At 57.0% G+C, this 19,660-nt stretch carries 28 protein-coding genes; 22 read left to right on the forward strand and 6 right to left on the reverse strand.

Features of this window, described 5'->3' with window-relative positions; all coding sequences use genetic code 11:
- Positions 1–7 precede the first annotated feature (7 nt).
- The 11 genes from ispF (at position 8) to VNL17_12365 (ending at position 8,653) form a co-directional block, all read left to right on the forward strand.
- Positions 8–481: a 2-C-methyl-D-erythritol 2,4-cyclodiphosphate synthase gene (gene ispF / locus VNL17_12315; protein ID HXI84861.1), complete on the forward strand. Its 474-nt coding sequence runs from the start codon at positions 8–10 to the stop codon at positions 479–481.
- Complete coding sequence (gene cysS / locus VNL17_12320; protein ID HXI84862.1) at positions 478–1,839, forward strand: cysteine--tRNA ligase; 1,362 nt, start codon at positions 478–480, stop codon at positions 1,837–1,839. The genes ispF and cysS overlap by 4 nt, the downstream gene beginning before the upstream one ends.
- A gap of 74 nt (positions 1,840–1,913) precedes the next feature.
- Positions 1,914–3,027, forward strand: a protein-coding gene (gene prfB / locus VNL17_12325; protein ID HXI84863.1) for a peptide chain release factor 2 whose coding sequence is annotated in 2 segments (ribosomal slippage) — positions 1,914–1,982 and positions 1,984–3,027 — 1,113 coding nt in all. Because the reading frame shifts where the segments join, the coding sequence is not laid out codon by codon here.
- Entirely contained in the window at positions 3,017–3,814 is a 798-nt protein-coding gene (trpC, locus tag VNL17_12330) for an indole-3-glycerol phosphate synthase TrpC (protein ID HXI84864.1), read from the forward strand. The genes prfB and trpC overlap by 11 nt, the downstream gene beginning before the upstream one ends.
- A complete protein-coding gene (locus VNL17_12335; GenBank protein ID HXI84865.1) occupies positions 3,811–4,428 on the forward strand; it encodes a phosphoribosylanthranilate isomerase in 618 nt (205 codons plus the stop codon). Before trpC ends, VNL17_12335 begins: the two co-directional genes overlap by 4 nt.
- Positions 4,413–5,615 (forward strand): tryptophan synthase subunit beta, encoded by a 1,203-nt coding sequence (trpB, locus tag VNL17_12340; GenBank protein HXI84866.1) that lies wholly within the window; start codon positions 4,413–4,415, stop codon positions 5,613–5,615. The genes VNL17_12335 and trpB overlap by 16 nt, the downstream gene beginning before the upstream one ends.
- Positions 5,612–5,923, forward strand: a complete 312-nt coding sequence (locus VNL17_12345; GenBank protein HXI84867.1) for a hypothetical protein — start codon at positions 5,612–5,614, stop codon at positions 5,921–5,923. The genes trpB and VNL17_12345 overlap by 4 nt, the downstream gene beginning before the upstream one ends.
- Before the next feature lie 7 nt (positions 5,924–5,930).
- On the forward strand, positions 5,931–6,809 hold the full coding sequence (locus VNL17_12350) for a YicC/YloC family endoribonuclease (protein HXI84868.1): 879 nt from the start codon (positions 5,931–5,933) through the stop codon (positions 6,807–6,809).
- Positions 6,806–7,471, forward strand: a complete 666-nt coding sequence (gmk, locus tag VNL17_12355) for a guanylate kinase (GenBank protein ID HXI84869.1) — start codon at positions 6,806–6,808, stop codon at positions 7,469–7,471. Before VNL17_12350 ends, gmk begins: the two co-directional genes overlap by 4 nt.
- On the forward strand, positions 7,444–7,995 hold the full coding sequence (locus VNL17_12360; protein ID HXI84870.1) for a flavoprotein: 552 nt from the start codon (positions 7,444–7,446) through the stop codon (positions 7,993–7,995). Before gmk ends, VNL17_12360 begins: the two co-directional genes overlap by 28 nt.
- A gap of 19 nt (positions 7,996–8,014) precedes the next feature.
- Entirely contained in the window at positions 8,015–8,653 is a 639-nt protein-coding gene (locus VNL17_12365) for a phosphopantothenoylcysteine decarboxylase (GenBank protein HXI84871.1), read from the forward strand.
- Here VNL17_12365 and VNL17_12370 read toward each other — a convergent pair.
- Complete coding sequence (locus VNL17_12370; GenBank protein HXI84872.1) at positions 8,642–9,073, reverse strand: hypothetical protein; 432 nt, start codon at positions 9,071–9,073, stop codon at positions 8,642–8,644. The two genes, VNL17_12365 and VNL17_12370, sit on opposite strands and share 12 nt — an antisense overlap.
- Before the next feature lie 14 nt (positions 9,074–9,087).
- Positions 9,088–10,383: a DUF1015 domain-containing protein gene (locus VNL17_12375; protein HXI84873.1), complete on the reverse strand. Its 1,296-nt coding sequence runs from the start codon at positions 10,381–10,383 to the stop codon at positions 9,088–9,090.
- A gap of 197 nt (positions 10,384–10,580) precedes the next feature.
- Here VNL17_12375 and msrA point away from each other — a divergent pair, with 197 nt between their 5' ends.
- From msrA to VNL17_12390, 3 genes are read left to right on the forward strand one after another with little or no spacing between them, the layout of a single operon-like run.
- A complete protein-coding gene (gene msrA / locus VNL17_12380) occupies positions 10,581–11,057 on the forward strand; it encodes a peptide-methionine (S)-S-oxide reductase MsrA (protein ID HXI84874.1) in 477 nt (158 codons plus the stop codon).
- The gene (gene msrB, locus VNL17_12385) at positions 11,054–11,620 is read left to right on the forward strand and encodes a peptide-methionine (R)-S-oxide reductase MsrB (GenBank protein HXI84875.1); all 567 of its coding nucleotides are present in this window, start codon (positions 11,054–11,056) and stop codon (positions 11,618–11,620) included. Before msrA ends, msrB begins: the two co-directional genes overlap by 4 nt.
- A 23-nt stretch (positions 11,621–11,643) precedes the next feature.
- Positions 11,644–12,060 (forward strand): hypothetical protein, encoded by a 417-nt coding sequence (locus VNL17_12390; protein ID HXI84876.1) that lies wholly within the window; start codon positions 11,644–11,646, stop codon positions 12,058–12,060.
- 46 nt (positions 12,061–12,106) lie between these two features.
- Here VNL17_12390 and VNL17_12395 read toward each other — a convergent pair whose 3' ends face one another.
- The 3 genes from VNL17_12395 to VNL17_12405 all read right to left on the reverse strand — a co-directional run bounded on the left by VNL17_12395 (position 12,107) and on the right by VNL17_12405 (position 13,894).
- Entirely contained in the window at positions 12,107–12,952 is an 846-nt protein-coding gene (locus VNL17_12395; protein HXI84877.1) for an alpha/beta hydrolase, read from the reverse strand.
- Positions 12,953–13,113: 161 nt separating this feature from the next.
- The gene (locus VNL17_12400) at positions 13,114–13,572 is read right to left on the reverse strand and encodes an SRPBCC family protein (GenBank protein HXI84878.1); all 459 of its coding nucleotides are present in this window, start codon (positions 13,570–13,572) and stop codon (positions 13,114–13,116) included.
- Positions 13,573–13,576: 4 nt separating this feature from the next.
- Positions 13,577–13,894 carry a helix-turn-helix domain-containing protein gene (locus tag VNL17_12405; protein HXI84879.1) on the reverse strand — a complete coding sequence of 106 codons (318 nt, stop codon included), beginning with the start codon at positions 13,892–13,894 and terminating at the stop codon, positions 13,577–13,579.
- 290 nt (positions 13,895–14,184) lie between these two features.
- On the opposite strand from VNL17_12405, the gene VNL17_12410 reads away from it, so the two are divergent.
- From VNL17_12410 to VNL17_12430, 5 genes are all read left to right on the forward strand, one after another.
- Positions 14,185–14,400 carry a hypothetical protein gene (locus tag VNL17_12410; GenBank protein HXI84880.1) on the forward strand — a complete coding sequence of 72 codons (216 nt, stop codon included), beginning with the start codon at positions 14,185–14,187 and terminating at the stop codon, positions 14,398–14,400.
- A gap of 200 nt (positions 14,401–14,600) precedes the next feature.
- A complete protein-coding gene (locus VNL17_12415) occupies positions 14,601–14,825 on the forward strand; it encodes a hypothetical protein (protein ID HXI84881.1) in 225 nt (74 codons plus the stop codon).
- A gap of 5 nt (positions 14,826–14,830) precedes the next feature.
- Positions 14,831–15,187 carry a hypothetical protein gene (locus tag VNL17_12420; GenBank protein ID HXI84882.1) on the forward strand — a complete coding sequence of 119 codons (357 nt, stop codon included), beginning with the start codon at positions 14,831–14,833 and terminating at the stop codon, positions 15,185–15,187.
- A gap of 52 nt (positions 15,188–15,239) precedes the next feature.
- Complete coding sequence (locus tag VNL17_12425; protein HXI84883.1) at positions 15,240–15,947, forward strand: hypothetical protein; 708 nt, start codon at positions 15,240–15,242, stop codon at positions 15,945–15,947.
- 23 nt (positions 15,948–15,970) lie between these two features.
- Entirely contained in the window at positions 15,971–16,147 is a 177-nt protein-coding gene (locus VNL17_12430) for a hypothetical protein (protein HXI84884.1), read from the forward strand.
- Between the two features lie 262 nt (positions 16,148–16,409).
- Here VNL17_12430 and VNL17_12435 read toward each other — a convergent pair whose 3' ends face one another.
- On the reverse strand, positions 16,410–16,802 hold the full coding sequence (locus VNL17_12435; protein ID HXI84885.1) for a DUF202 domain-containing protein: 393 nt from the start codon (positions 16,800–16,802) through the stop codon (positions 16,410–16,412).
- A gap of 302 nt (positions 16,803–17,104) precedes the next feature.
- On the opposite strand from VNL17_12435, the gene VNL17_12440 reads away from it, so the two are divergent.
- The 3 genes from VNL17_12440 to VNL17_12450 all read left to right on the forward strand — a co-directional run bounded on the left by VNL17_12440 (position 17,105) and on the right by VNL17_12450 (position 19,655).
- Positions 17,105–17,860 carry a hypothetical protein gene (locus tag VNL17_12440; protein HXI84886.1) on the forward strand — a complete coding sequence of 252 codons (756 nt, stop codon included), beginning with the start codon at positions 17,105–17,107 and terminating at the stop codon, positions 17,858–17,860.
- Positions 17,861–18,636: 776 nt separating this feature from the next.
- Positions 18,637–19,089, forward strand: a complete 453-nt coding sequence (gene nrdR, locus VNL17_12445) for a transcriptional regulator NrdR (GenBank protein ID HXI84887.1) — start codon at positions 18,637–18,639, stop codon at positions 19,087–19,089.
- Positions 19,086–19,655, forward strand: a complete 570-nt coding sequence (locus VNL17_12450; GenBank protein ID HXI84888.1) for an ATP cone domain-containing protein — start codon at positions 19,086–19,088, stop codon at positions 19,653–19,655. The genes nrdR and VNL17_12450 overlap by 4 nt, the downstream gene beginning before the upstream one ends.
- Positions 19,656–19,660: the final 5 nt, after the last annotated feature.

Here is a 19,660-nt window from a genome sequence, read left to right on the forward strand (position 1 = left end):
CAATCTTATGAACCGCGTTGGAATCGGGATCGATGTGCATCGTTTTGCCGCTGGCCGCAAATGCATCTTGGGAGGAGTCGAAATCCCGCACGAGGTTGGGTTGGAAGGCCATAGCGATGCTGACGTGCTGGCGCACGCCATTGCGGATGCGTTGCTGGGAGCGGCGGCGCTCGGTGATATCGGGAAGTATTACCCGCCCAACGATATGAAGTTCAAGGACATGAACAGCATGGTCATCGTGAAAGAGTGCGCGGAGCGCGTCCGGAAAGCGGGCGGGAACATCAACAATGTGGACGCCATGATTATTGCCCAAGCGCCGAAGATGGCCCCGCACATCCCGAAGATGCAGGAGATTCTGGGAAAGAACATGGGCATCGCCGCGACACAAGTGGGTGTGAAGGCCACTACCAGCGAGCACATGGGATTCACCGGCCGCGAAGAAGGCATTGTTGTAGTAGCGATCGCCTCGGTGGAGATGTGAAATTCTTCAACACACTCACCCGGACGAAGGAAGAATTCGTTCCCCTCAAAGCGCCGCACGTCGGCCTGTACACCTGCGGCCCGACCGTCTACGACTTTGTCCATATCGGCAATCTGCGCGCGTTCATGTTCGACGATTTGTTGCGCCGCTGGCTTGAATACCGCGGATTCAACGTCACGCACGTGATGAACATCACGGACGTCGAAGACCGCATCATCAACAAAGTTCGCGAATCCGGCAAGCCGTTGAAGGAAGTCACCGACCTATACGCGAACGCGTTTCTGGCCGACCTCGACACGCTCAACGTCAAACGTGCCCATATTATCCCGCGCGCGACTGAGGCAATCCCCGGCATGATTGCGATGATCGAAAAGCTCATTGCCGGGAACCATGCCTACGTCAGCGACGATAAATGCGTGTACTATTCGATCAAGTCGTTTCCCGAATACGGCAAGCTTTCACATCGGCAGGTCGGCGATCCGAGCACGGCGGTTGCGCGCATTAAGAGCGACGACTACGATAAGGAAGAAATGGCCGATTTCGCGCTGTGGAAAGCGTGGGACGAGAAAGACGGCGACGTGAAATGGGATTCGCCGTGGGGTCCAGGACGACCCGGATGGCACATCGAATGTAGTGCGATGAGTATCCAACATCTCGGCGAGACGTTCGACATCCATTGCGGTGGCGAAGATCTAGTCTTTCCGCATCATGAGGATGAAATTGCCCAGAGCGAGGCGGCGACCGGGAAGCCATTCGTCCGGTACTGGCTGCACAATGCCCACTTGCTCGTGGAAGGCAAGAAGATGAGCAAACGGCTCAACAACTACTACACGCTCCGCGATTTGCTGGCGAAAGGTTGGAGCGGCCGCGAAATCCGCTACGTCCTGCTCTCCGCGCATTACCGCGACCCGCTTAATTTTACGATGGACGGCCTGCAGGCCGCGCGCTCGGCGTTGCAGCGGATGGACGAATTCCTTCTGAAACTCGACGCGGTGCCCGCCGGCACGGTCTCCGATCTTCAAGCGCGGTTCGATGCGGCAATGGACGATGACTTGAACACCAGCGCCGCGCTCGGCGCGTTGTTCGAGTTTATCCGGGAAGCCAACAAGCGGACGATTGCGGCCAGTGAGGCTGCGGCGATTCTTGCAACGTGGCAAGGCATCGATCAAGTGCTGGGTTTCGGAATGCCCGTCAAATCCGAAGTGCCGGGCGACGTGTTGGCTCTGGTTGAGGAGCGACAGGCAGCCCGCAAAGCCAAGGATTTCAAGCGCTCGGACAAGATACGGGATCAGCTCGCGAAGCAGGGCTGGGTGATTGAAGATACGGCGAAAGGCCCGCGGGCCAAACGGGCGGTTTGAACTTTGGCGCTGAGCGGGCGCTACCAACCGCTCAGGTTGACAATCCGTGTCCGGTATGATGAGTTAGCGTTGCCATGATTGAAGATCTCAAGAACAAGGTGAGCGACTTGCGCGAACGCCATCAGGCGTTAACGAGGTATCTTTGACGTCGATAAACAACGCGCTCGCCTCGTCGAGCTAGAAAACATCATGGCCGGCCCAACCTTTTGGGCCGATCAAGCCAAAGCCCGCATTACTCTGGACGAAGCGACGACGATTCGCCGCAAACTCGACACCCAGGCGGCCCTCGATCAAAAAATCTCCGATGCGGCCATGCTCATCGATCTCGGTGAGACGGAGCAAGGGATCGCGGCGGAGGTCAATGCCGCCGAGCAGAAGTTCAATCAATTTGAACTGGAAAACCTTCTCGGCGAGGAAAACGACAAATCCAACGCCATCTTCAGCATCCACGCGGGCGCGGGTGGCACGGAGAGTTGTGATTGGGCGAACATGCTCCTGCGCATGTACCAGCGCTACAGCGAATCGCGCGGGTTCAAAGTCGATCTGGTGGACAGTCAGGCCGGCGATGAAGCGGGCATCAAGAGCGTCACCATGCTGGTCACGGGTGACTACGCGTACGGCTACCTGAAAGCCGAGCGCGGGGTACACCGGCTAGTGCGGATTTCACCGTTCGACTCGAACAAGCGCCGCCACACGTCCTTTGCGAGCGTGGACGTGATCGCAGAGTTGGGAGCTTCGGTCGAAATCGAAATCAAGATGGAGGACGTGCAAGTAGACACATTCCGGTCCGGCGGCAAGGGCGGACAAAATGTGAACAAGGTCGAGACGGCGATCCGCATGACACATCTCCCAACCGGTATCGTGGTGCAATGTCAGAACCAGCGGAGCCAGTACCAGAATCGTGAACTGGCGATGGCGATGTTGAAGTCACGCCTCTACGAGAAGGAACAGGACGAGAAGCGCGCCGCGATGGAAAAATACTACGGGGAGAAAGGCGCAATGGCCTGGGGCAACCAGATCCGCAGTTACGTCTTCCAGCCGTACCAAATGGTCAAGGACCTTCGCACCGGCCACCAAACCAGCGACGTACAGGGCGTCATGGACGGCGATATTCATCCATTCATCAGCGCCTGGCTCAAGGCCGGCCAGCCGCGGATGCGCAAGCAGGGTGTGACGGATGAAGAATAAGGAAAATATTCTCGACACAATTGTTGCCGAAAAAAAGCTGGAAGTGGCGAAGCTGCGTTCGCAGGCGGGCAAGTTGAAACAGACTGCCACGACGCGCAAGGACTTCCGCGACTTCGCCGGTACTTTGCGTCGGGACGATGGCGTCGCGCTGGTTGCGGAAGTCAAAAAGGCGTCGCCATCGGCCGGTGTAATCGTGAAGGATTTCGACGCCATTCGGATTGCCCGCGATTATGAGGCGGCCGGAGCCTTGGCGCTATCGGTGCTGACCGATGAGAAGTTTTTCCAGGGACGTATCGAGTACCTGCAACAGATCCGCGATGCGGTACGGTTGCCGTTGTTGCGGAAGGATTTCGTAATCGATGAAGTACAGGTTTACGAATCCGTCGTGCGCGGCGCCGATGCGATTCTGCTGATCGTCGCGATTCTCGATGACGCGCAACTGAAGGGGTTTCGTGAGCTGGCGTCGCAAATGCGGCTAGCGGCCCTCGTAGAGGTCCATGACGAAGCGGAACTCGATCGGGCATTGGGCTCCGGGGCCGAGATCATCGGGGTGAACAATCGCGACCTCCGGGATTTTTCGGTGAGCCTGGCGACGACCGAGAAACTCGCGGCGAAACTAAAAAGGGGGATGTGCGGCAAACACACGTTGGTGGCCGAGAGCGGCATCCATGTGCGCGCGGATGTCGAACGCGTCGCGAAAGCCGGTGCGAACGCGATCCTTGTTGGTGAATCGTTGATGCGTAGCGGAGACATTGTCGGGAAAGTGAAGGAGTTGCTCGGCAAATGAACACCAAGATCAAAATCTGCGGGACGACGAATCTGAATGACGCCCTGCTGGCGGTGGAACTCGGCGCGGATGCCCTAGGCTTCATTTTCTATGCAAAAAGCCCGCGCAACATCACCGTAAGTGACGCAGCCGATATCTGTAACGCCTTGCCGCCGTTCGTGATAAAGGTGGGGGTGTTTGTAGACGAATTGGAGTATGAGATCGAAAAAGCGCTGGGCGAGTGCCTGCTCAATGTGTTGCAGTTCCATGGCGACGAGCCGCCGGGTTTCTGCCAAAAGTTTGCCGCGAAGTCGATCAAGGCCATTCGCATGCGTGACGAGGAGTCTTTACGCATGGCGGCGGAGTACGATGTTGACGCGCTCTTGTTGGATACCTACACTGACGAGTCGCGAGGTGGCACGGGCAAGACATTCGACTGGTCGCTGGCGTTGAAGGCGAAGGAGATTGGTCCGCCGATCATCCTTTCGGGCGGTTTGACCACGGCCAATGTGCAGGAGGCCATTCGGCGCGTCCGGCCCTACGCAGTGGACGTGGCCAGCGGGGTCGAGCGCGAGCCTGGCAAGAAGGATCCGGAGAAGCTGCGGAGATTCATTGAATTGTGCAAAAGCACCTGACAAACGTCCCTGACAAGGGCGGCCATTTTGGGCCGTACGGCGGCATGTTTGTGCCGGAGACGTTAATGGAGCCGTTGCACGAGTTGACCCGCGAGTACGAGAAAGCGCGCCGAGACAAACGGTTTCGCGACGAGCTCGCCTATTATCTCCGTGAATACTGCGGTCGCCCGACGCCGTTATATCTTGCCGAACGGATGACGCGCGAACTTGGCGGGCCGAAGATTTATCTCAAGCGTGAAGACCTGCTTCACACGGGTGCGCACAAGATCAATAACACGCTCGGCCAGATTCTCCTCGCCAAACGGATGGGCAAGCGACGGATTATCGCCGAGACCGGCGCCGGTCAGCACGGCGTGGCCACCGCGACGGTCGCCGCGATGTTTGGCATGGAATGCGCCGTGTACATGGGCGCGGTGGACATGGAACGGCAGTCGTTGAATGTCTATCGCATGCGACTGCTGGGCGCGGAAGTGCGCGCGGTCCATGCCGGCCAGAAGACGCTCAAGGAAGCCATCAACGAGGCGATGCGGGATTGGGTAACGAATGTCCGCACCACGCATTATATCCTTGGTAGTGTCCTCGGGGCGCATCCGTACCCAATGATGGTGCGAGATTTTCAGAGCGTGATCGGACGCGAAGCGCGACGGCAGATTTTGGAGAAAGAAGAACGGTTGCCGGACAAACTGGTGGCGTGCGTCGGCGGCGGCAGCAACGCCATCGGCTTGTTCCATGCCTTCCTGAACGACAAGGGTGTGCGCATGGTCGGCGTCGAGGCCGGTGGAGAGGGAATCCGCGCGGGCAAACATGCGGCGCGCTTCCAGAAGGGCGGTTCGCTGGGAGTGTTGCAAGGGACGCGGACGTTCGTGTTGCAGGACGACGATGGACAGATCATGCTGACGCATTCCGTGTCGGCGGGGCTTGATTACGCGGCGGTTGGACCCGAGCACAGTTATCTCCGCGATTTGAAGCGCATTGAGTACACGTATGCGACGGACGAAGAAGCACTGGAAGCCGCGAAATTTTGTTCGCGAATCGAGGGCATCATTCCCGCGCTGGAATCGGCGCATGCGGTTGCGTACGTGATGAAGAATGCCAAAAAGATTGGCAAGGACGCTCTGGTGATCGTCAACCTCAGCGGCCGCGGCGACAAGGATGTCAGCCAAATGGCGCGGCTGTTGAAGCTATGAGGCCGTATTTTCGATGCCGACACTGCAAGAAACGATTGGTTCCGCTGGTACAAAGTTTCGCCCATTATTTATGGGGAAGGGAGCGGATTTGTCCGCGGTGCGGCCGGATCTGGCGGCTCAGTGTCACGACGCACCAATTGCTGATTGTTTTCGGCGTGGTCGTCGGGATGGTTCTTTCGCTCGAAGCGTGGCACTGGTTCCCGGGGCCCGACGGCGAGATCCTGGTGCTGGCGTTGTGGCTGCCGGTGTACACATTTGTCCTGTGGCCGGCGATGTTCGCACTGCTGGGGAATTTTCGATTGAAATGAGGATGGCATGAGATCAATGACCGGCTATGGCCGCGGAGAAGCGGCGAAGGATGGGTTCAAATTTACCGTTGAACTCAATTCGATCAACCGCAAACAGAGTGATATTTCGATCAACCTGCCGAAGGAACTCATCGAGCTGGAGCCGCGCATTCGCGACGAGATCAACGCGCATCTTTCGCGCGGTCGCATCAACGTAGTGCTCGCCTTTCATCGAAGCAACACGAAGGCCGAGGAGCAGGTGGAACTGGACATGGCGCTGGCCAAAGCCTACCACCGCGCGATCCAGAAATTGCAGAAGGAAATGAAACTCAATGGATCCCTCACGCTCGACGTAATTCTGCGCGCGCCGGGCGTCATGAAGCTCGCGGAGACGTCCGTGGACGCGGAGGGCGTCTGGCCCCACGTGGAGGTCGCACTGCGCAAGGCCATCAGCGGCCTGGTCAAGATGCGCGAGAAGGAAGGCAAGTTCCTCACCAACGATCTCGCGGAACGGCTCGGCTTGCTGACGGCCGGGTTGGAACTGATCCACCAGGCGGCCCCAGAGATCGCGACGCGCTATCGGGAACAATTACACGCGCGGATCAAGGAAGCGGGACTGGATGTCTCGCTGGACGATGAGCGGCTGGTGAAGGAGGTCGTGTTTTTTGCCGATCGCGCCGACATCTCGGAAGAGATCACGCGGCTCGGCAGCCACCTGAATCAATTTCGCGACTGCCTCAAATCCAATGAGCCGGTTGGTCGCACCCTGGATTTTCTTGCGCAGGAGATGGGACGGGAAATCAATACCATCGGTTCGAAGGCCAACGCCGCGGAGATTTCGCAGCAGGTCGTCAAGATGAAGGCCGAGTTGGAGAAAATCCGCGAACAGATCCAAAACATCGAATGAACGAGACTCCCTCCACTCCGTTACGCACCGGCCTGATCCTTGTCGTCTCGGCGCCTTCGGGCGGCGGGAAAAGCTCGTTGTGCCAGCGGTTGTTGAACTGGGCGCCGAACATGGTCTATTCGGTTTCCTGCACGACGCGGGAGCCGCGTGGCGGCGAACAAAACGGACACGATTACTTTTTTTTAAGCGAGGAGGCGTTCGAGAAGAAGATTGCGGCAGGAGAGTTCCTCGAGTACGCGAAGTACAACAACCATTATTATGGCACCCCGCGAAACTTTGTCGAAGATCAATTGGCCGTAGGCCGTGACGTGCTGCTGGACATCGAGGTGCAGGGAGCGCAACAGGTGGCCCAGTGCGTTCGTGGCGGCGCGTTTGCTTATCCCGATGCGTTGGTGATGATCTTCCTGATGCCGCCGTCGCTGGAACTGCTCGAGACACGGTTGCGGCGGCGCGGGACGGACAGCGACGAGACGATCCGGAAGCGGCTGACGCTGGCCCAGGCGGAAATGAAACACTGGCCTGAGTACGATTACGTGATTGTCAGCGGCCGACTTGATGACGATTTCGGACAGGGCAAGGCGATTATTATCGCCGAGAAGTGCCGCACGTTACGCGCGGCGAAGGACGGCAAACCATGGCAGCAAAAAGAACTATTCTTCTAGGCGTCACGGGTTCCATCGCGGCGTATAAATCCGCTGACCTCGCGAGCCAACTCAAGAAGTTCGGCCATGACGTCTTTTGCGTGATGACGAAGGACGCCTCGCATTTTATTACACCCCTGACCTTGGAGACGTTGTCGCAGCATCCCGTGACGGTGGATCTGTTTGAGGCGGGCGAAGGAGATTGGCGGCCGAGCCACCTGCAGTTGGCCGACACGGCTGATCTGCTCGTCATCTCGCCGGCGACTGCCAATGTCCTGGCCAAGCTCGCCCATGGCATCGCCGATGACGCGTTGAGCACGATTGCGCTCGCGCTACGCCCCGAAACAAAGGTGCTCGTTGCGCCCGCGATGAACGGCAAGATGTGGCTGCACCCGGCGACGCAAGCGAACGTGAAAACCCTGCAATCGCGCGGCGTCGAATTCATCGGGCCAGACAAGGGTTTGCTCGCCTGCGGCTACGAAGGCATCGGGCGGCTGTGGAATGTGGATGAGATTGTGAAGAAAATCCAGAAGCTCCTCGGATAGAGTTACTGCCCGGGCCAAGATGAAAGCGCCGGCCGACATTCGTTTCCTCATCGCCGCGGGACCGACCCGCGAGTTCTTCGATCCCGTCCGCTATATTTCCAATCGTTCGTCAGGGAAGATGGGCTATGCGATTGCCGAGGCGGCGCGCTCTCTCTCGCCGCAGGTGCTATTGGTTAGCGGGCCGACGGCGCTCACGCCGCCAAAGGGTGTCGAGTTTGTTTCGGTGACGACGGCGCAGGAGATGGCGGAGGCGGTTTGGAGCCGATTCGAGGCAGTGGACATTTGTATCATGGCGGCGGCGGTCTGCGATTTTCGACCGAAGAAGAAAGCGATTGGCAAAATCAAGAAAGGGTCGTTCGGCGGCACGCTTGAGTTGGAGCCGACGCCGGACATCCTTGCGGAGTTGGGACGACGGAAGAAATCCCAGGTGCTGATTGGTTTCGCGGCGGAAACCAACGATCTGGAAAGTAATGCGCGCGAGAAACTGGAGCGGAAGGGACTGGATTTTATTGTGGCAAATGATGCGTGCGCGTTTGATGCCGAGACGAATCGCGTGGCCTTTATCACACGTGAAGGGAAGGTCGACCGATTGGCGGAACTGCCCAAGAGCGAAGTCGCGAAGGCGATTATTGAGCGAGCGGTGCGGCTAGTCCGCTGACCGCGATGAACTGTCGGGCTTCTTGGAAAGGTCGCTCCGGATTTTCTCGAAGCGATTATCGTGGCGGAGATTATCGAGGTCGGGGTCCTTGGTGAGCCAGCGAGCATCGTCGTAGCCGAGCTTGACCGCCTCGCTGAGGGCGGCGAACGCTTCCTCCACCTGTTTCAGGAGCGCGTAGCTGCAGGCCAGGTTGTAGAACACCAGGGAGTTGTCGGGACAAAGCCTGGCCAGCCGCTGGTCGATGTTGAGCCCCTTTTCCCATTGTCCCGTCTTCGTGTACGCATCGCCGAGAATTTGCAGGGCTTCAATGAAGTCGGGATCGTGGTGCGCGATGCCTTCGAAGAACCTGATTTCGAAATCAAGGTCCTCTTTCGTGGCGGCTTTGCCACGCGGCAGTTTGGTCTCCCGGATCGGCAACATGGCGATCGATTTCCCTATGCTGCGCTCTCACTGCACAGATCGTTTATCACAATTCCCGAAAGCAACTTCGGGTAAAAATCCGTGCTCTTTTGCGGCATCCGCGAACGGGCGTCGGCAATGGCTTTGACCTCTTCAACATGCGTCGGATTCAGGAAAAATGCAAGCTGCGAATCGCCGTCTTGGACAAGTAACGCGGCCTTCTCCGGCTCGCGCCAGTAGGTGACATTGGACTCTTCGCGCAGGCGAATCTCGTCGATGCCGAGCAGGGCTTCGAGGATCCCGACGTGAAGGATGGCCACGTCCAAGGTATGCCAGAGCGGAGGCTTGTCGGCGAACAGCGGACGCAAGGCGTCGAGGTTCTTTGGCCGCAGCAGAGCGAAACCTTCCTCGCCTCGCATCCCGATGAAATGTTGGCCACCTTTCATCGCTGCCAGCAGTTTTTCCCAGGTCGGATAAGGTTCAATTGAAAAGCTCTTGGCCAATTGCTCGCGGAAGCGATGCGGGTCGAATCCGCTGAGATTTGCGACGGTCCGATGTGTCGGGAGAACGACCAACCCGGGATCGCTCATATCCACCAGCGTTGCCATGACGAACTCAGACGGCGCGTTTGGATCGGTCTTGCCGGCCGACGCGCGGCACTCGTCGCGGTAGGCCAGCGCGGTTTCGTAACGGTGGTGTCCATCGGCGATGTAGAATTTTGCCTCGCGTAATGCATCTTGCGCGGACTTGATCGCCGCGGGGTCGCTGATTTCCCAGAGATGATTTACGACGCCGTAGTCATCGGTTGCGGTCAACGCCGGCCCGCCTTTGGGAGTGGGGAGGGGATTGCGTTGCGGATGCGGGTACAGCATGAAGATCTGGCCTTGCTGGGAACCGCACGCGCGCAGAAGCGAGAGACGGTCGGCTTTCGGTTTGGAGAGCGTATGTTCGTGCGGAAGGATTACGCCCTCGTCCCAGCGGTGGAGGCGCACACGGGCGATCAACGCCTTGCGCGTCCGCTTTCCGGAACCATCGGGCGCGGCGAAGGATTGTTCGAGATAATAAAGCGCAGGCTGCTCGGCCCGTCGTAACACACCTTCCCGCAACCACGCTTGATACAGATCGCGCGCCCGGGTGTATTTGTTGGTTGATTCCGAGTCGCCGGGGGCTTCTTTTCCAAGCTCGATTCGCACGAGATTGTAGGAGGAAAGCTTTTGGTATCGCTCCTGCATCGCCGGGGTGATCTTGTCATAAGGCTGCGTCAACACCTCGTCGGGTTTGACGCGCTGCGTATTGTAGAGAACGCCTCGAAAAGGTTGAATATCCGCCATAGGTATCTGTAAGTTGCGGTCGATACTAGGCGGTGCCCCGCGCAGCGTCAAGGACGCGAAACGAATTGCCGCGGCAGGCATCCAATAGTCAGTCGCGGGCCATGAAACGAAGCGTCAACAGAGCGGCACTTTTGGCAGCTATTGCGCTTGTCGGCGCATTTGTGCCGATGGCACGCGCCAACGAGTCGAATCCACAGATGGAGAAGGCGACATTTGGCGCGGGGTGTTTCTGGGGCGTGGAAGCGGCGTTTCGGCAAGTGAAGGGCGTTACGGATACGATGGTCGGGTATATGGGTGGTACGCTGAAGAACCCGACTTACGAGGACGTGGCCAGCCATCGGACGGGGCATATCGAAGTTTGCCAGGTCACGTACGACCCGGCGCAGATCAGTTATGAGAAACTCGTGAGCGTCTTTTTCCAGATCCACAACCCGACTTCTTTCAACCCCGACGGTCGTGATCTTGCCAGCCAGTACCGGTCGGTAATTTTCTTTCACTCGCCGGAGCAGGAGAAGGTCGCGCTGGAGGTCAAAGACCGATTGCAAACGTCGGGCAAGTTTGACCGGCCGATTGTGGCGGCGATTACTCCGGCAACGGAGTTTTGGCGTGCGGAAGAGTATCACCAGCGTTATGCTGAGAAGCACAATTTACCGAGTTGCCATATCGCGCCATGAAATCCCAGATCTGGTACCTAGCAGCAGCGGCGGTCGTGGCGGTCCTGGCGGCGGGCTTCACGCGATACCTTCTCGGCGCGGAGGACAAAGTGCAAAGCGCAAACAGGAGTGGAAAAGTGCAGATTGTGGACTTTAACGATGCCGGCGAACGACTGGGGGTCGTCACGGTCGATCGAATCGTCAAAACGGATGCGGAATGGAAGAAACAGCTTACGCCGGAGCAGTTCAAGGTGACGCGACAAGAGGGCACGGAGCGCGCCTGTTCGGCGGGGTACTGGAACAACCACGATGCGGGCCTCTACCGTTGCGTCTGCTGCGGCACGGCGCTTTTCAAGTCGGACACGAAGTTTGAGTCAGGTACCGGTTGGCCGAGTTTTTGGGAGCCGGTCGCCGAAGAGAACATCGAATCGCGGGCCGACAATTCCTTTGGCATGGAGCGGACAGAAGTGCTCTGCAAACGCTGCGGGGCGCACCTCGGGCACGTGTTTGAGGACGGCCCCAAGCCCTCGGGCCTCCGCTATTGTATCAACTCCGCGGCCCTGACTTTTGTGAAGAAGAAATAAAGCGAGGGCACGCACACGCCATCATGACTGAAGTTCCCGCCGACAAGCCGTTTCAGAAACCGCCGCTCAAGCGCCGCGACTTATTGGTGGGTATTGGTTTTTCGGCGGTCAATGCCGCGGCGCATTTGGTGTGGAACCCGATTGTTGATTACTGGCAGTACGTGGTGACGACGGTCGTGTTTGTCTCGGCGCTGACGTTCTGGCTCGTGAAGGAATGGCGGCGGCTGGATTTGTTTATCACAAAATTTTACTGTGCCGCCGTGATCATTGATGTTTTCGCCGAAGGACTCCTGCAACCCTTCCATCATTGTACATTCGACAACCTGATGTGTACGGGAAGAATGTTCATCGTGTTCTTTGCGGCATGGCTGCTGGCGTATCCCCTGGAACGGTGGTTCCAAGGGCGTAAGACTGTCGGTGGTTCAGGGCAGGGGGTGTAACCGGACGGCGCGCCCGGCGGTCGCGCCCTACCAAAACCCGGAGAGGCTAGTGCGCGAGGACGGCGAAAAAGTTTTTGAGGGCGGCGCAATAGGTGGTGGCGCTGACGGCGAACGCGTCGTTGTGGCCGCCGTGGAGTTCGACGAATTGTTTGGGGTCGTTGGCGGCGGCGAGCAGGCGTTGTGAATGGCGGAAAGGGATGACCTCGTCCTCGCGACTGTGGAAGATCAGCAGCGGAATGTGGATGCGCGTCAGCTTGCTGATCGTGTCGTACCTGTTGCGGGCGAGCCAGTGTACGGGAAAGAATGGGAATATTTCCTGGCCGACGTCGGCGGTTGACGTAAACCCTTCCTCCATGACAAGTCCGCGGACTTCAACTTTGCTTGTGAGATCGGCGGCAATGGCGCTGCCGAGTGATTCGCCATAGACAACGATGGAGCGCGGTGCCAGCTTGCGTGTTTGCGTCAGGTATTCATAAGCGGCCTGCGCGTCGCGGTAGGTGCCTTCCTCACTCGGCTGACCTTCGCTGCGACCGTAGCCACGGTAGTCGATGATGAAGGTGTCGGCGCCGAGGTCGCGGAAGATGCCGGTTTTCTCAAGGCGGTCAGAGATATTGCCAGCGTTGCCATGGAAGAAGAGCACGGTCGGTTTTGTGGGCGAGGGCAAAGCATTGGCGTCCACGCCCGCCTTCGTCGAAACTTCGGCGGGTAAAAACCAGCCGTTGATCCGGACACCATCGGAAGCGGTCAGGGTGACATCTTCGTATTTGAGTCCGAGTTGATCGGGCATCTGCTCGATTTCGCGGTTGGGATGGTAGAGGAAATCGGGTTCCTTCCACATGATCCAGAGGGCGAATCCGATGTAGAGGAGGGGGATTAAAAGAAGGTAGATCATCACGCGGCGTTTCCAAGTACGCACGCGCGAGGTATAACACAGGGAAAGTTGGCGCGCTACGGGAAAGCTGTTGACGAGCTGTTAAGAGTGAGGGTTGATCCCCTGACCAACCCTCACACTCTTGAAACATGTCACCGTTCGTCCCCGATGCTTCTGACGGGTTACGAACAGCGACCTCCCTTTGCGGTCCAGATGTCGAGGCCCTTGCCGGTTTCGAGGTAGGATTTCATACTGGCGAGCACCAGCGGCCAGCCTTGGGAAACCTTGTTGGCCATGACCGAACCGGGCTTGAAGTCGCCATGGACCACGTTGAGGCGGACCATGTCTTCGATAGGCTCGATTTCAAACGTCACGCGCGAAACGTCCTCCGGCGCCGCTGGATCAGCCCAGGTCAGGACCAGACGTTTGGGCGGTATGCTTTCCAGGACTTCGCCAGTGACGCGGACGGTATGCTTCTCGTCATCAGTAACGTGTTCCCATTTTGAACCTTTCTTCCAGTTGGAGACGTTTTCATTGCCTCCCCAATACTGGCGGGCGAATTCCGGGTTGGTAATGGCGGCCCAGAGTTTTTCGGGCGTGGTGCGAATATAGTTCACATAAACGAATTGGGGTTTGTCCATGGCGTTATCCTTTCGGTTTTTCTTCGAGACCCTTTTTCAGATCGCCCAACGCCTGGAGGCGATGGCGCTCGTATTTGCCAATCCAACGCTCGTAGATCTCGTGCAACGGGGTTGGATTGAGGTAATGCAGTTTTTCGCGTCCGTGCCACACGGTGGCGACGAGATTCGCCGCTTCCAGTAGCGCCAGATGCTTGGTGACCGCCTGCCGCGACATATCGAGGTGCTTGCACAACCGGGTCAACGTCTGCCCATTGTTGGCGCGCAGTTGATCGAGCAACTCGCGGCGGCTGCTATCGGCCAGGGCTTTGAAGACTGCATCCATACGCGCCATAATATGCAACCAAATGGTTGCATGTCAAGCGGGAATATTTGGTGGGACGAGAAGGGTGAATAGGGAGGGGTGGCGGCAACCGATTGTCTGATGATGAGACCTGACCCCAGCACGCGTGTCCAAGCCAATGCTCCTGCCTGTCAACCTAGGTTTTTAGCAACCAACCGCCGTGAATATAATGTAATATGCTGTCCTCAAATATGTTATAGTAGGCGTAAATTAAATGTATTGCCTACTTGCGCGAGATCAGGTACAAGTAATCTTATGGGGGATAAAGAACCATGGATGAGCTTGTAAAGTACATGAAGGCACTGACCTTCTTTCAATTACAGTCCCTGACCGGCGGGGGTGCATTCGCGAAACCGGAACTTCTCTTGCACAAGGCAGGTTTCACCAATCGCGAGATTGGCGAATTCCTCAGCAAGAAAGAAGATGCCGTGAGGATGATAATTCAACGTGCTAAGGCATCCGCCTTGAAAGGGGGGGGCAATGAGTGAACAAGCCATAATAGATGCGATTAACGATCTAACCCGTGTGACGATTGCGCTTCACGGTAACTTCACATCGAAGTCGGAGGCAATACGTCGATTGAACGAACTGGCAATTCCAAGCAACCGGATTGCGGCAATTTTGGCAATGTCTCCCGGCGACGTTGCCTCCGCGATCGCGAAAGCACGAAAGGCAAAGGGCTAACAAAATGATACGAGAGAAAGCCGTCGGCTTCGCCGACTTATTTATACAGGCGAAAATCACAAACCGGCTCCTAGCGGCGCAATTGAAGGGTACGATGCAGCAGAATCAATTAATCGTACTGCTTTCAACTACGGGGGCGTCTAATCAGGAGATTGCCGACGTAGTGGACACGACTGCAGCCACCGTCCAGATGGCTCTTTACCGACATAAAAAGAAAGGCGGCACATAAGAGACATGTCTGACACTGATCAGAACATAGCGTATATCCGTACGCACGTAGACAATATCGAGAGGATGCAATGGTTCCAATTGGCGTCTAGTCCTACAAAAGATGCCTACGTGAAGGAAGAATTTGCCGCTAAAAAGCACTCCGCAGGCGTCTACCTCGCACTTGGGGATGGTCCTCGCTCTCAAGACGAGCTAATGAAATCAACAAAGATGAGCCGCGCGAATATCTCGAAGATTCTTACGCATCTTGAGGGCTTACATTGGATCGACAGTATTCGTACCGACCGCAAGCTATTGTTTAAATGGACGGACGCCGAAAATATCTTAAAGCTATCCAAAATTGCAAAACCACTCGCAAAATGAATCGCAAAGGCGGCTTCACCGGCTGACGGAGGCACTGCGCGAATTTCGTTTGGTGGATAAATTCGGCCTTGAATCCCTTTTTCAAGGGCCAGACTTGCCGAAGCGCACGGAATTAATCCGCCGCCTGAACGCCAAGCAGGGATTGCTGCCGCGTTCGATTACTGCAGAGTTCATAGCAGACGTAATTCTCTCGGCTACGAAACCGTATGCGACAGCCCGTGTGGTCTCGGCACTCTCATTGCAGACGCGGCTAGCTAACATCAGGACCGGCGCCAAAACCGCTAGTACTTATCACAAGCTAATCTTCGAAACCCTCTCCAACGTCTTTGAGCCATCCTTGATTCAAGGCAAAATGGAGGAGAAAGTCGATGAAGGCCGAAAGCGTATCGACATCGTTTATCGCAATATGTCGACGCACGGTTTTTTCTACGAGCTCAACGCGCTTCACCAGATCTTCTGTCCGTACGTTTTCGTTGAGTGCAAGAACTATTCACGCGACATCGAAAATCCTGAATTTGACCAGCTTATCGGCCGCTTTCATGACAAACAGGGACGATTTGGCATTCTGGCTTGTCGCGAAATTGCAGACAAACACCACGCATTGCGGACATGCAAGTACATAATGGACGCGGGTCCCAATCGCGTCATGGTTTTGGAGGACTGCGACGTTCTCGAACTTTCAGATCTGAAAAATCATAAAGGGAATGATGCGGTTGATGGTTTTATGGCTCGAAAACTTCGCGACATTATCATGTTGTGACTCGTAGATTTGGAGGAAGTGAAATGAAAAAAGTTGCAAACAGCGGGCGCGGAACAGAAGACCTGCTAAAAGATCTAATGATAATCCAACTAGGTATTGCAGGTGTGCCGCAGTTGAGCATTCGTGAGATTGTCGGCTGCGATCTGAATCGCGTTTCGCGAATAGTGAAACACTTAAACTCAAAGAAGAGGAAGAACTAACATGCAAAACGCTGAGAGCGAGCAAGAACGTGTTGCAAAGCGACTGGATACCGTTATCGGGTTGCTTGAGGATACCTTCATACTTCAAGCACTCAAGGCCGGAATGGACTCAACGAGCGTAAGGGAGCTTACCGGTCTTCGGAGGGAGCGCGTTAGTCGCATTTCTACGCATCTTCACGAGTAAGCTCGTAAGCGAATTCCGCAGTCGGAACACCGTCGCGTGACGGCACGCGGCTTCCAACAGCCTTCGTGGCGAGGGAATTCATAATTGCTCCGAGGCTACCAGCAGGTAGATGATCATCGCCAGCGCGAGGAGGGCGACGCCGGCAGTCACGGCCACGATCAGACCGCGGTTGGCGCGCACTTCGCCGCGTTCAATGGCCAGATTCACGAGGTGGTAATGCCACGCTGCCAGGACCGCGAGCGCACCGCCGAGGGACATCATGGCTATGCCGATCGGCAGCGACATGCCTGTGCTGCGGATTGGTAGCTGTGGGGCCAGTCGTGTGGCCAGTTCGCGCAGCCAGACGCCGAACTTGGCCACGACGAAGCCGAGACTGATGACGGCGATACTCGTCCTGATCCATGCCAGAAACGTGCGCTCGTTGGCGAGGAATTCGGTCGCCCTTTTCTCTTCCGGTATGTGGGCTTTCACAAGCGGTTTTGTACGCCTAATCCGGCGGGCAGGCAAGGAATTGGGCCGGATTCTCTTAGATGGAGCGTCAGGGGATCTGTTGGTTTGGATTTGAGTGGTTCGCGGGTGTCGGATGACCATAGGCCAGGAAGAGGACGAATCCTGACCGGGGATGACGAAAGACCAAGCTATTGAGGCGCTTACAAGGCGTTTTTTTGCGGGCCAGCGCGATTGCCGGAACAAACTGCGAAGTGGTGTCTCTTACGATGCGGAGAGGCGACTTAGGCCTCCTGACGTTAGGGACAATACGGAGAAATGAGGGTATGAGAGCATTCATCAACGGCGAGTTGCACGTAACGAGAATTTCATCCTGGCGTACTTTGGTCGGCTCGATTTGCGTGGCGATTCTTTTCGTCGCACTGTCAGGTTCCGTCAACGCCGTGACTCTTGGGCAGATCGATAATTTTCAAGATGGGACAGCGGATGGCTGGCACACAGGCGGCGGGACGCAGCCAAGCAACATCGCCACTGGTGGCCCGGGCGGTTCTGGTGATCAATACATGCGGGTGATATCCACCGGAGGATTTGGTACCGATAGCAGGCTGGTGATCCTGAATACTTCCCAATGGCTGGGCAACTACACCGGCGCGGGAATCACCGGCATCACGTTGGAACTGGCCAACTTCGGCGCGCAACCTCTCTCCATGCGCCTGGCGTTTTTTATCAGTAAACCCAATGGGTACGCGGCAACAACGGCGTTCTCTCTCCCCGCCGATGCCAATTGGCACCAGGCATTTTTCCCACTGATCGCATCCGATTTTACCGCGGTGGGTACGCCCGGCATCAGCTTTGACAATATGCTGACGAACTTCACCGGACAGCTCCGCATTCTGGACTCCGCCTCTCCGTCGGTCGAAGGTGACCCGATTGCCGCCACGCTGGGGGTCGATGATATTACGGCGGTTCCAGAACCGAGCGTGTTCGCGTTGGTCGTCGGCACCCTGGTTGCATTTGTTGGTCTTCGCCGCGGCCTGGCCCGAGTAAGTCGCAGTGACCGAAGAGCGCTGATTTTGGATTGATCCCCTCGCCACAACCTCCCCGAATCCTGGCAGAGCCTTAGCTACGGACCGATCCAGAAAGGGTATTTTCACAGTTTTCGGGTGATTTTCGCCCTCTAAAACCCGGATGCTTACGGGCGTTGCCGTATGCCCCAATGCTTCGGACGAGAGAGGCGGTTGCGGCGAAAACAACATCGCCGCGTGTCGCGCAGCCAGTGCTGCACTCCGCTTCTACTTGACATCGAATTACGATAATTGTAGGATGGTGGAGATGCATTATTTGATCCATCTTCGCCAAGGCTTCGACGCGACTCGTCCGCCTTCGCAAGGGCTTCCGCCGTCGCACTTCGTGCTATGGCGGACAAGTCGGCACGGCAGACGGGGGCCTATATACGTTTCTGCGAAACGAACCCAATTTATTTCGCTCGGGAAACAGAGGCTATCTATCAGGGCTATAGGGTGTTATAGATGAAAAAAACGCTCAAAATATTTGGGTTCGTTTTCCAAAACGAACCCAATTTAAGGGGTATTTATGGGGGTCTGGTGGCGACAAAACGAGAAACGAACCCAAATTGGGACTGATAAGTTGAATGCGACTGATGAAAGGCGATGCGGAAATCTGGCCGGTACAGCTGGCGAGGAGAAAAATGACGACACGCGGGCGGAACGCCCACGCCACTAGGAGAGAAAGGAGCGTGATAAGGTTTTCGGAAAAACTATTGACGGGGCGTTCCCTCTTGACCGGTCGCGGGCTGCGTGGTAGCAAGGGGTTTGCAGTTAGAGGTTTCAAAAGAATTATGCGGTGTCCAAAATGCACGGGGGCGGACGATAAAGTCATTGATTCGCGCAGTAGCCGCGACGGGTTGTTGATTCGGCGGCGGCGGGAGTGCCTAAAATGCGGGGCGCGGTTCACGACCTACGAGGAGATCTTCCGCGAGAAGTTGCGCGTGAAGAAGCGTAATAGCCAGTACGAGGAATTTGACCGTCGCAAGATGCTGGCGGGCCTGGAGAAGGCGTGCGAGAAGCGGCCGGTGAGCACGGAGGATATCGAGTTGCTGGCCGAGCGGGTGATCACTGAGTTGGAAAACGAATTCGGTCGCGAAGTGCCGTCGAAGCAGATCGGCGAACGCATCATGCAGCACCTGCGCAAGCTGGATGAGGTGGCGTATGTGCGGTTCGCCTCGGTGTATCGGCAGTTCCGCGACGCGGAGCAGTTCATTGACGAGATCAAACAGTTGGGGAAATCATGATCAAAGCGCTCGAAGATATGGCGTGGGTCAAGTTTGAAGACGGGCGCATGGCGCCATTCGACGAACAGCAGCTAGCACTGTCGATCCAGGATGTCGCGGAGCGTGCGGGGCATTCGGACTGGTGGCTGGCGGAGTCCGTGGCGGCGGCGGTGCATGCGTACGCGATCAAATCACGCTCGGATGGGGTGATCCCGACGCGCGAGATTGTGGAGATTGTAGTCGCGGTTTTGGCGACGCTGGGCTTTGAGAAGATTTCCGAGGCGTACGCCGGACGCGAACACTGCGCGGCGATTCATCTCAACGACCTGGCGGCGCGAGTGGGCGCGGCGTTTGAGCTCGAGTTTTTTAGGCAGCTGGATTCCGAACTGGGTGCAGCTTCGGACCATCGGCTTGCGGTGATCGAGGTGGACGGGCTGCGGGCGTGCGTGATGCAGTTGCGCGGCGCGCGACGCTGGACGGTTGGGTGTCGGGAGTTGGCCGAGGAAATCGTCGACTACGTTCGCGAACGCGTGGCGCGGGTGCGGCCGGCAAAGGCCGAGTGCCTGAGACTCGCCGTGGTGGAGTAGCGGCC

The sequence above is a fragment of the Verrucomicrobiia bacterium genome (assembly GCA_035577545.1).
Classification (GTDB): Bacteria; Verrucomicrobiota; Verrucomicrobiia; order Palsa-1439; family Palsa-1439; genus Palsa-1439.

Excerpts from the sequence above, each read along its gene's own strand:
- VNL17_12360 (HXI84870.1), top strand. The coding sequence starts at position 7,444 with ATGGCAGCAAAAAGAACTATTCTTCTAGGCGTCACGGGTTCCATCGCG.
- VNL17_12370 (HXI84872.1), bottom strand. The coding sequence starts at position 9,073 with ATGTTGCCGATCCGGGAGACCAAACTGCCGCGTGGCAAAGCCGCCACG.
- VNL17_12390 (HXI84876.1), top strand. The coding sequence starts at position 11,644 with ATGACTGAAGTTCCCGCCGACAAGCCGTTTCAGAAACCGCCGCTCAAG.
- VNL17_12400 (HXI84878.1), bottom strand. The coding sequence starts at position 13,572 with ATGGACAAACCCCAATTCGTTTATGTGAACTATATTCGCACCACGCCC.
- VNL17_12450 (HXI84888.1), top strand. The coding sequence starts at position 19,086 with ATGATCAAAGCGCTCGAAGATATGGCGTGGGTCAAGTTTGAAGACGGG.
- nrdR (HXI84887.1), top strand. The coding sequence starts at position 18,637 with ATGCGGTGTCCAAAATGCACGGGGGCGGACGATAAAGTCATTGATTCG.
- VNL17_12410 (HXI84880.1), top strand. The coding sequence starts at position 14,185 with ATGGATGAGCTTGTAAAGTACATGAAGGCACTGACCTTCTTTCAATTA.
- VNL17_12430 (HXI84884.1), top strand. The coding sequence starts at position 15,971 with ATGAAAAAAGTTGCAAACAGCGGGCGCGGAACAGAAGACCTGCTAAAA.
- msrA (HXI84874.1), top strand. The coding sequence starts at position 10,581 with ATGGAGAAGGCGACATTTGGCGCGGGGTGTTTCTGGGGCGTGGAAGCG.
- ispF (HXI84861.1), top strand. The coding sequence starts at position 8 with ATGAACCGCGTTGGAATCGGGATCGATGTGCATCGTTTTGCCGCTGGC.
- VNL17_12345 (HXI84867.1), top strand. The coding sequence starts at position 5,612 with ATGAGGCCGTATTTTCGATGCCGACACTGCAAGAAACGATTGGTTCCG.
- VNL17_12350 (HXI84868.1), top strand. The coding sequence starts at position 5,931 with ATGAGATCAATGACCGGCTATGGCCGCGGAGAAGCGGCGAAGGATGGG.
- VNL17_12365 (HXI84871.1), top strand. The coding sequence starts at position 8,015 with ATGAAAGCGCCGGCCGACATTCGTTTCCTCATCGCCGCGGGACCGACC.
- VNL17_12420 (HXI84882.1), top strand. The coding sequence starts at position 14,831 with ATGTCTGACACTGATCAGAACATAGCGTATATCCGTACGCACGTAGAC.
- trpC (HXI84864.1), top strand. The coding sequence starts at position 3,017 with ATGAAGAATAAGGAAAATATTCTCGACACAATTGTTGCCGAAAAAAAG.
- VNL17_12395 (HXI84877.1), bottom strand. The coding sequence starts at position 12,952 with ATGATCTACCTTCTTTTAATCCCCCTCCTCTACATCGGATTCGCCCTC.
- msrB (HXI84875.1), top strand. The coding sequence starts at position 11,054 with ATGAAATCCCAGATCTGGTACCTAGCAGCAGCGGCGGTCGTGGCGGTC.
- VNL17_12405 (HXI84879.1), bottom strand. The coding sequence starts at position 13,894 with ATGGATGCAGTCTTCAAAGCCCTGGCCGATAGCAGCCGCCGCGAGTTG.
- VNL17_12440 (HXI84886.1), top strand. The coding sequence starts at position 17,105 with ATGAGAGCATTCATCAACGGCGAGTTGCACGTAACGAGAATTTCATCC.
- VNL17_12375 (HXI84873.1), bottom strand. The coding sequence starts at position 10,383 with ATGGCGGATATTCAACCTTTTCGAGGCGTTCTCTACAATACGCAGCGC.
- VNL17_12415 (HXI84881.1), top strand. The coding sequence starts at position 14,601 with ATGATACGAGAGAAAGCCGTCGGCTTCGCCGACTTATTTATACAGGCG.
- gmk (HXI84869.1), top strand. The coding sequence starts at position 6,806 with ATGAACGAGACTCCCTCCACTCCGTTACGCACCGGCCTGATCCTTGTC.
- VNL17_12335 (HXI84865.1), top strand. The coding sequence starts at position 3,811 with ATGAACACCAAGATCAAAATCTGCGGGACGACGAATCTGAATGACGCC.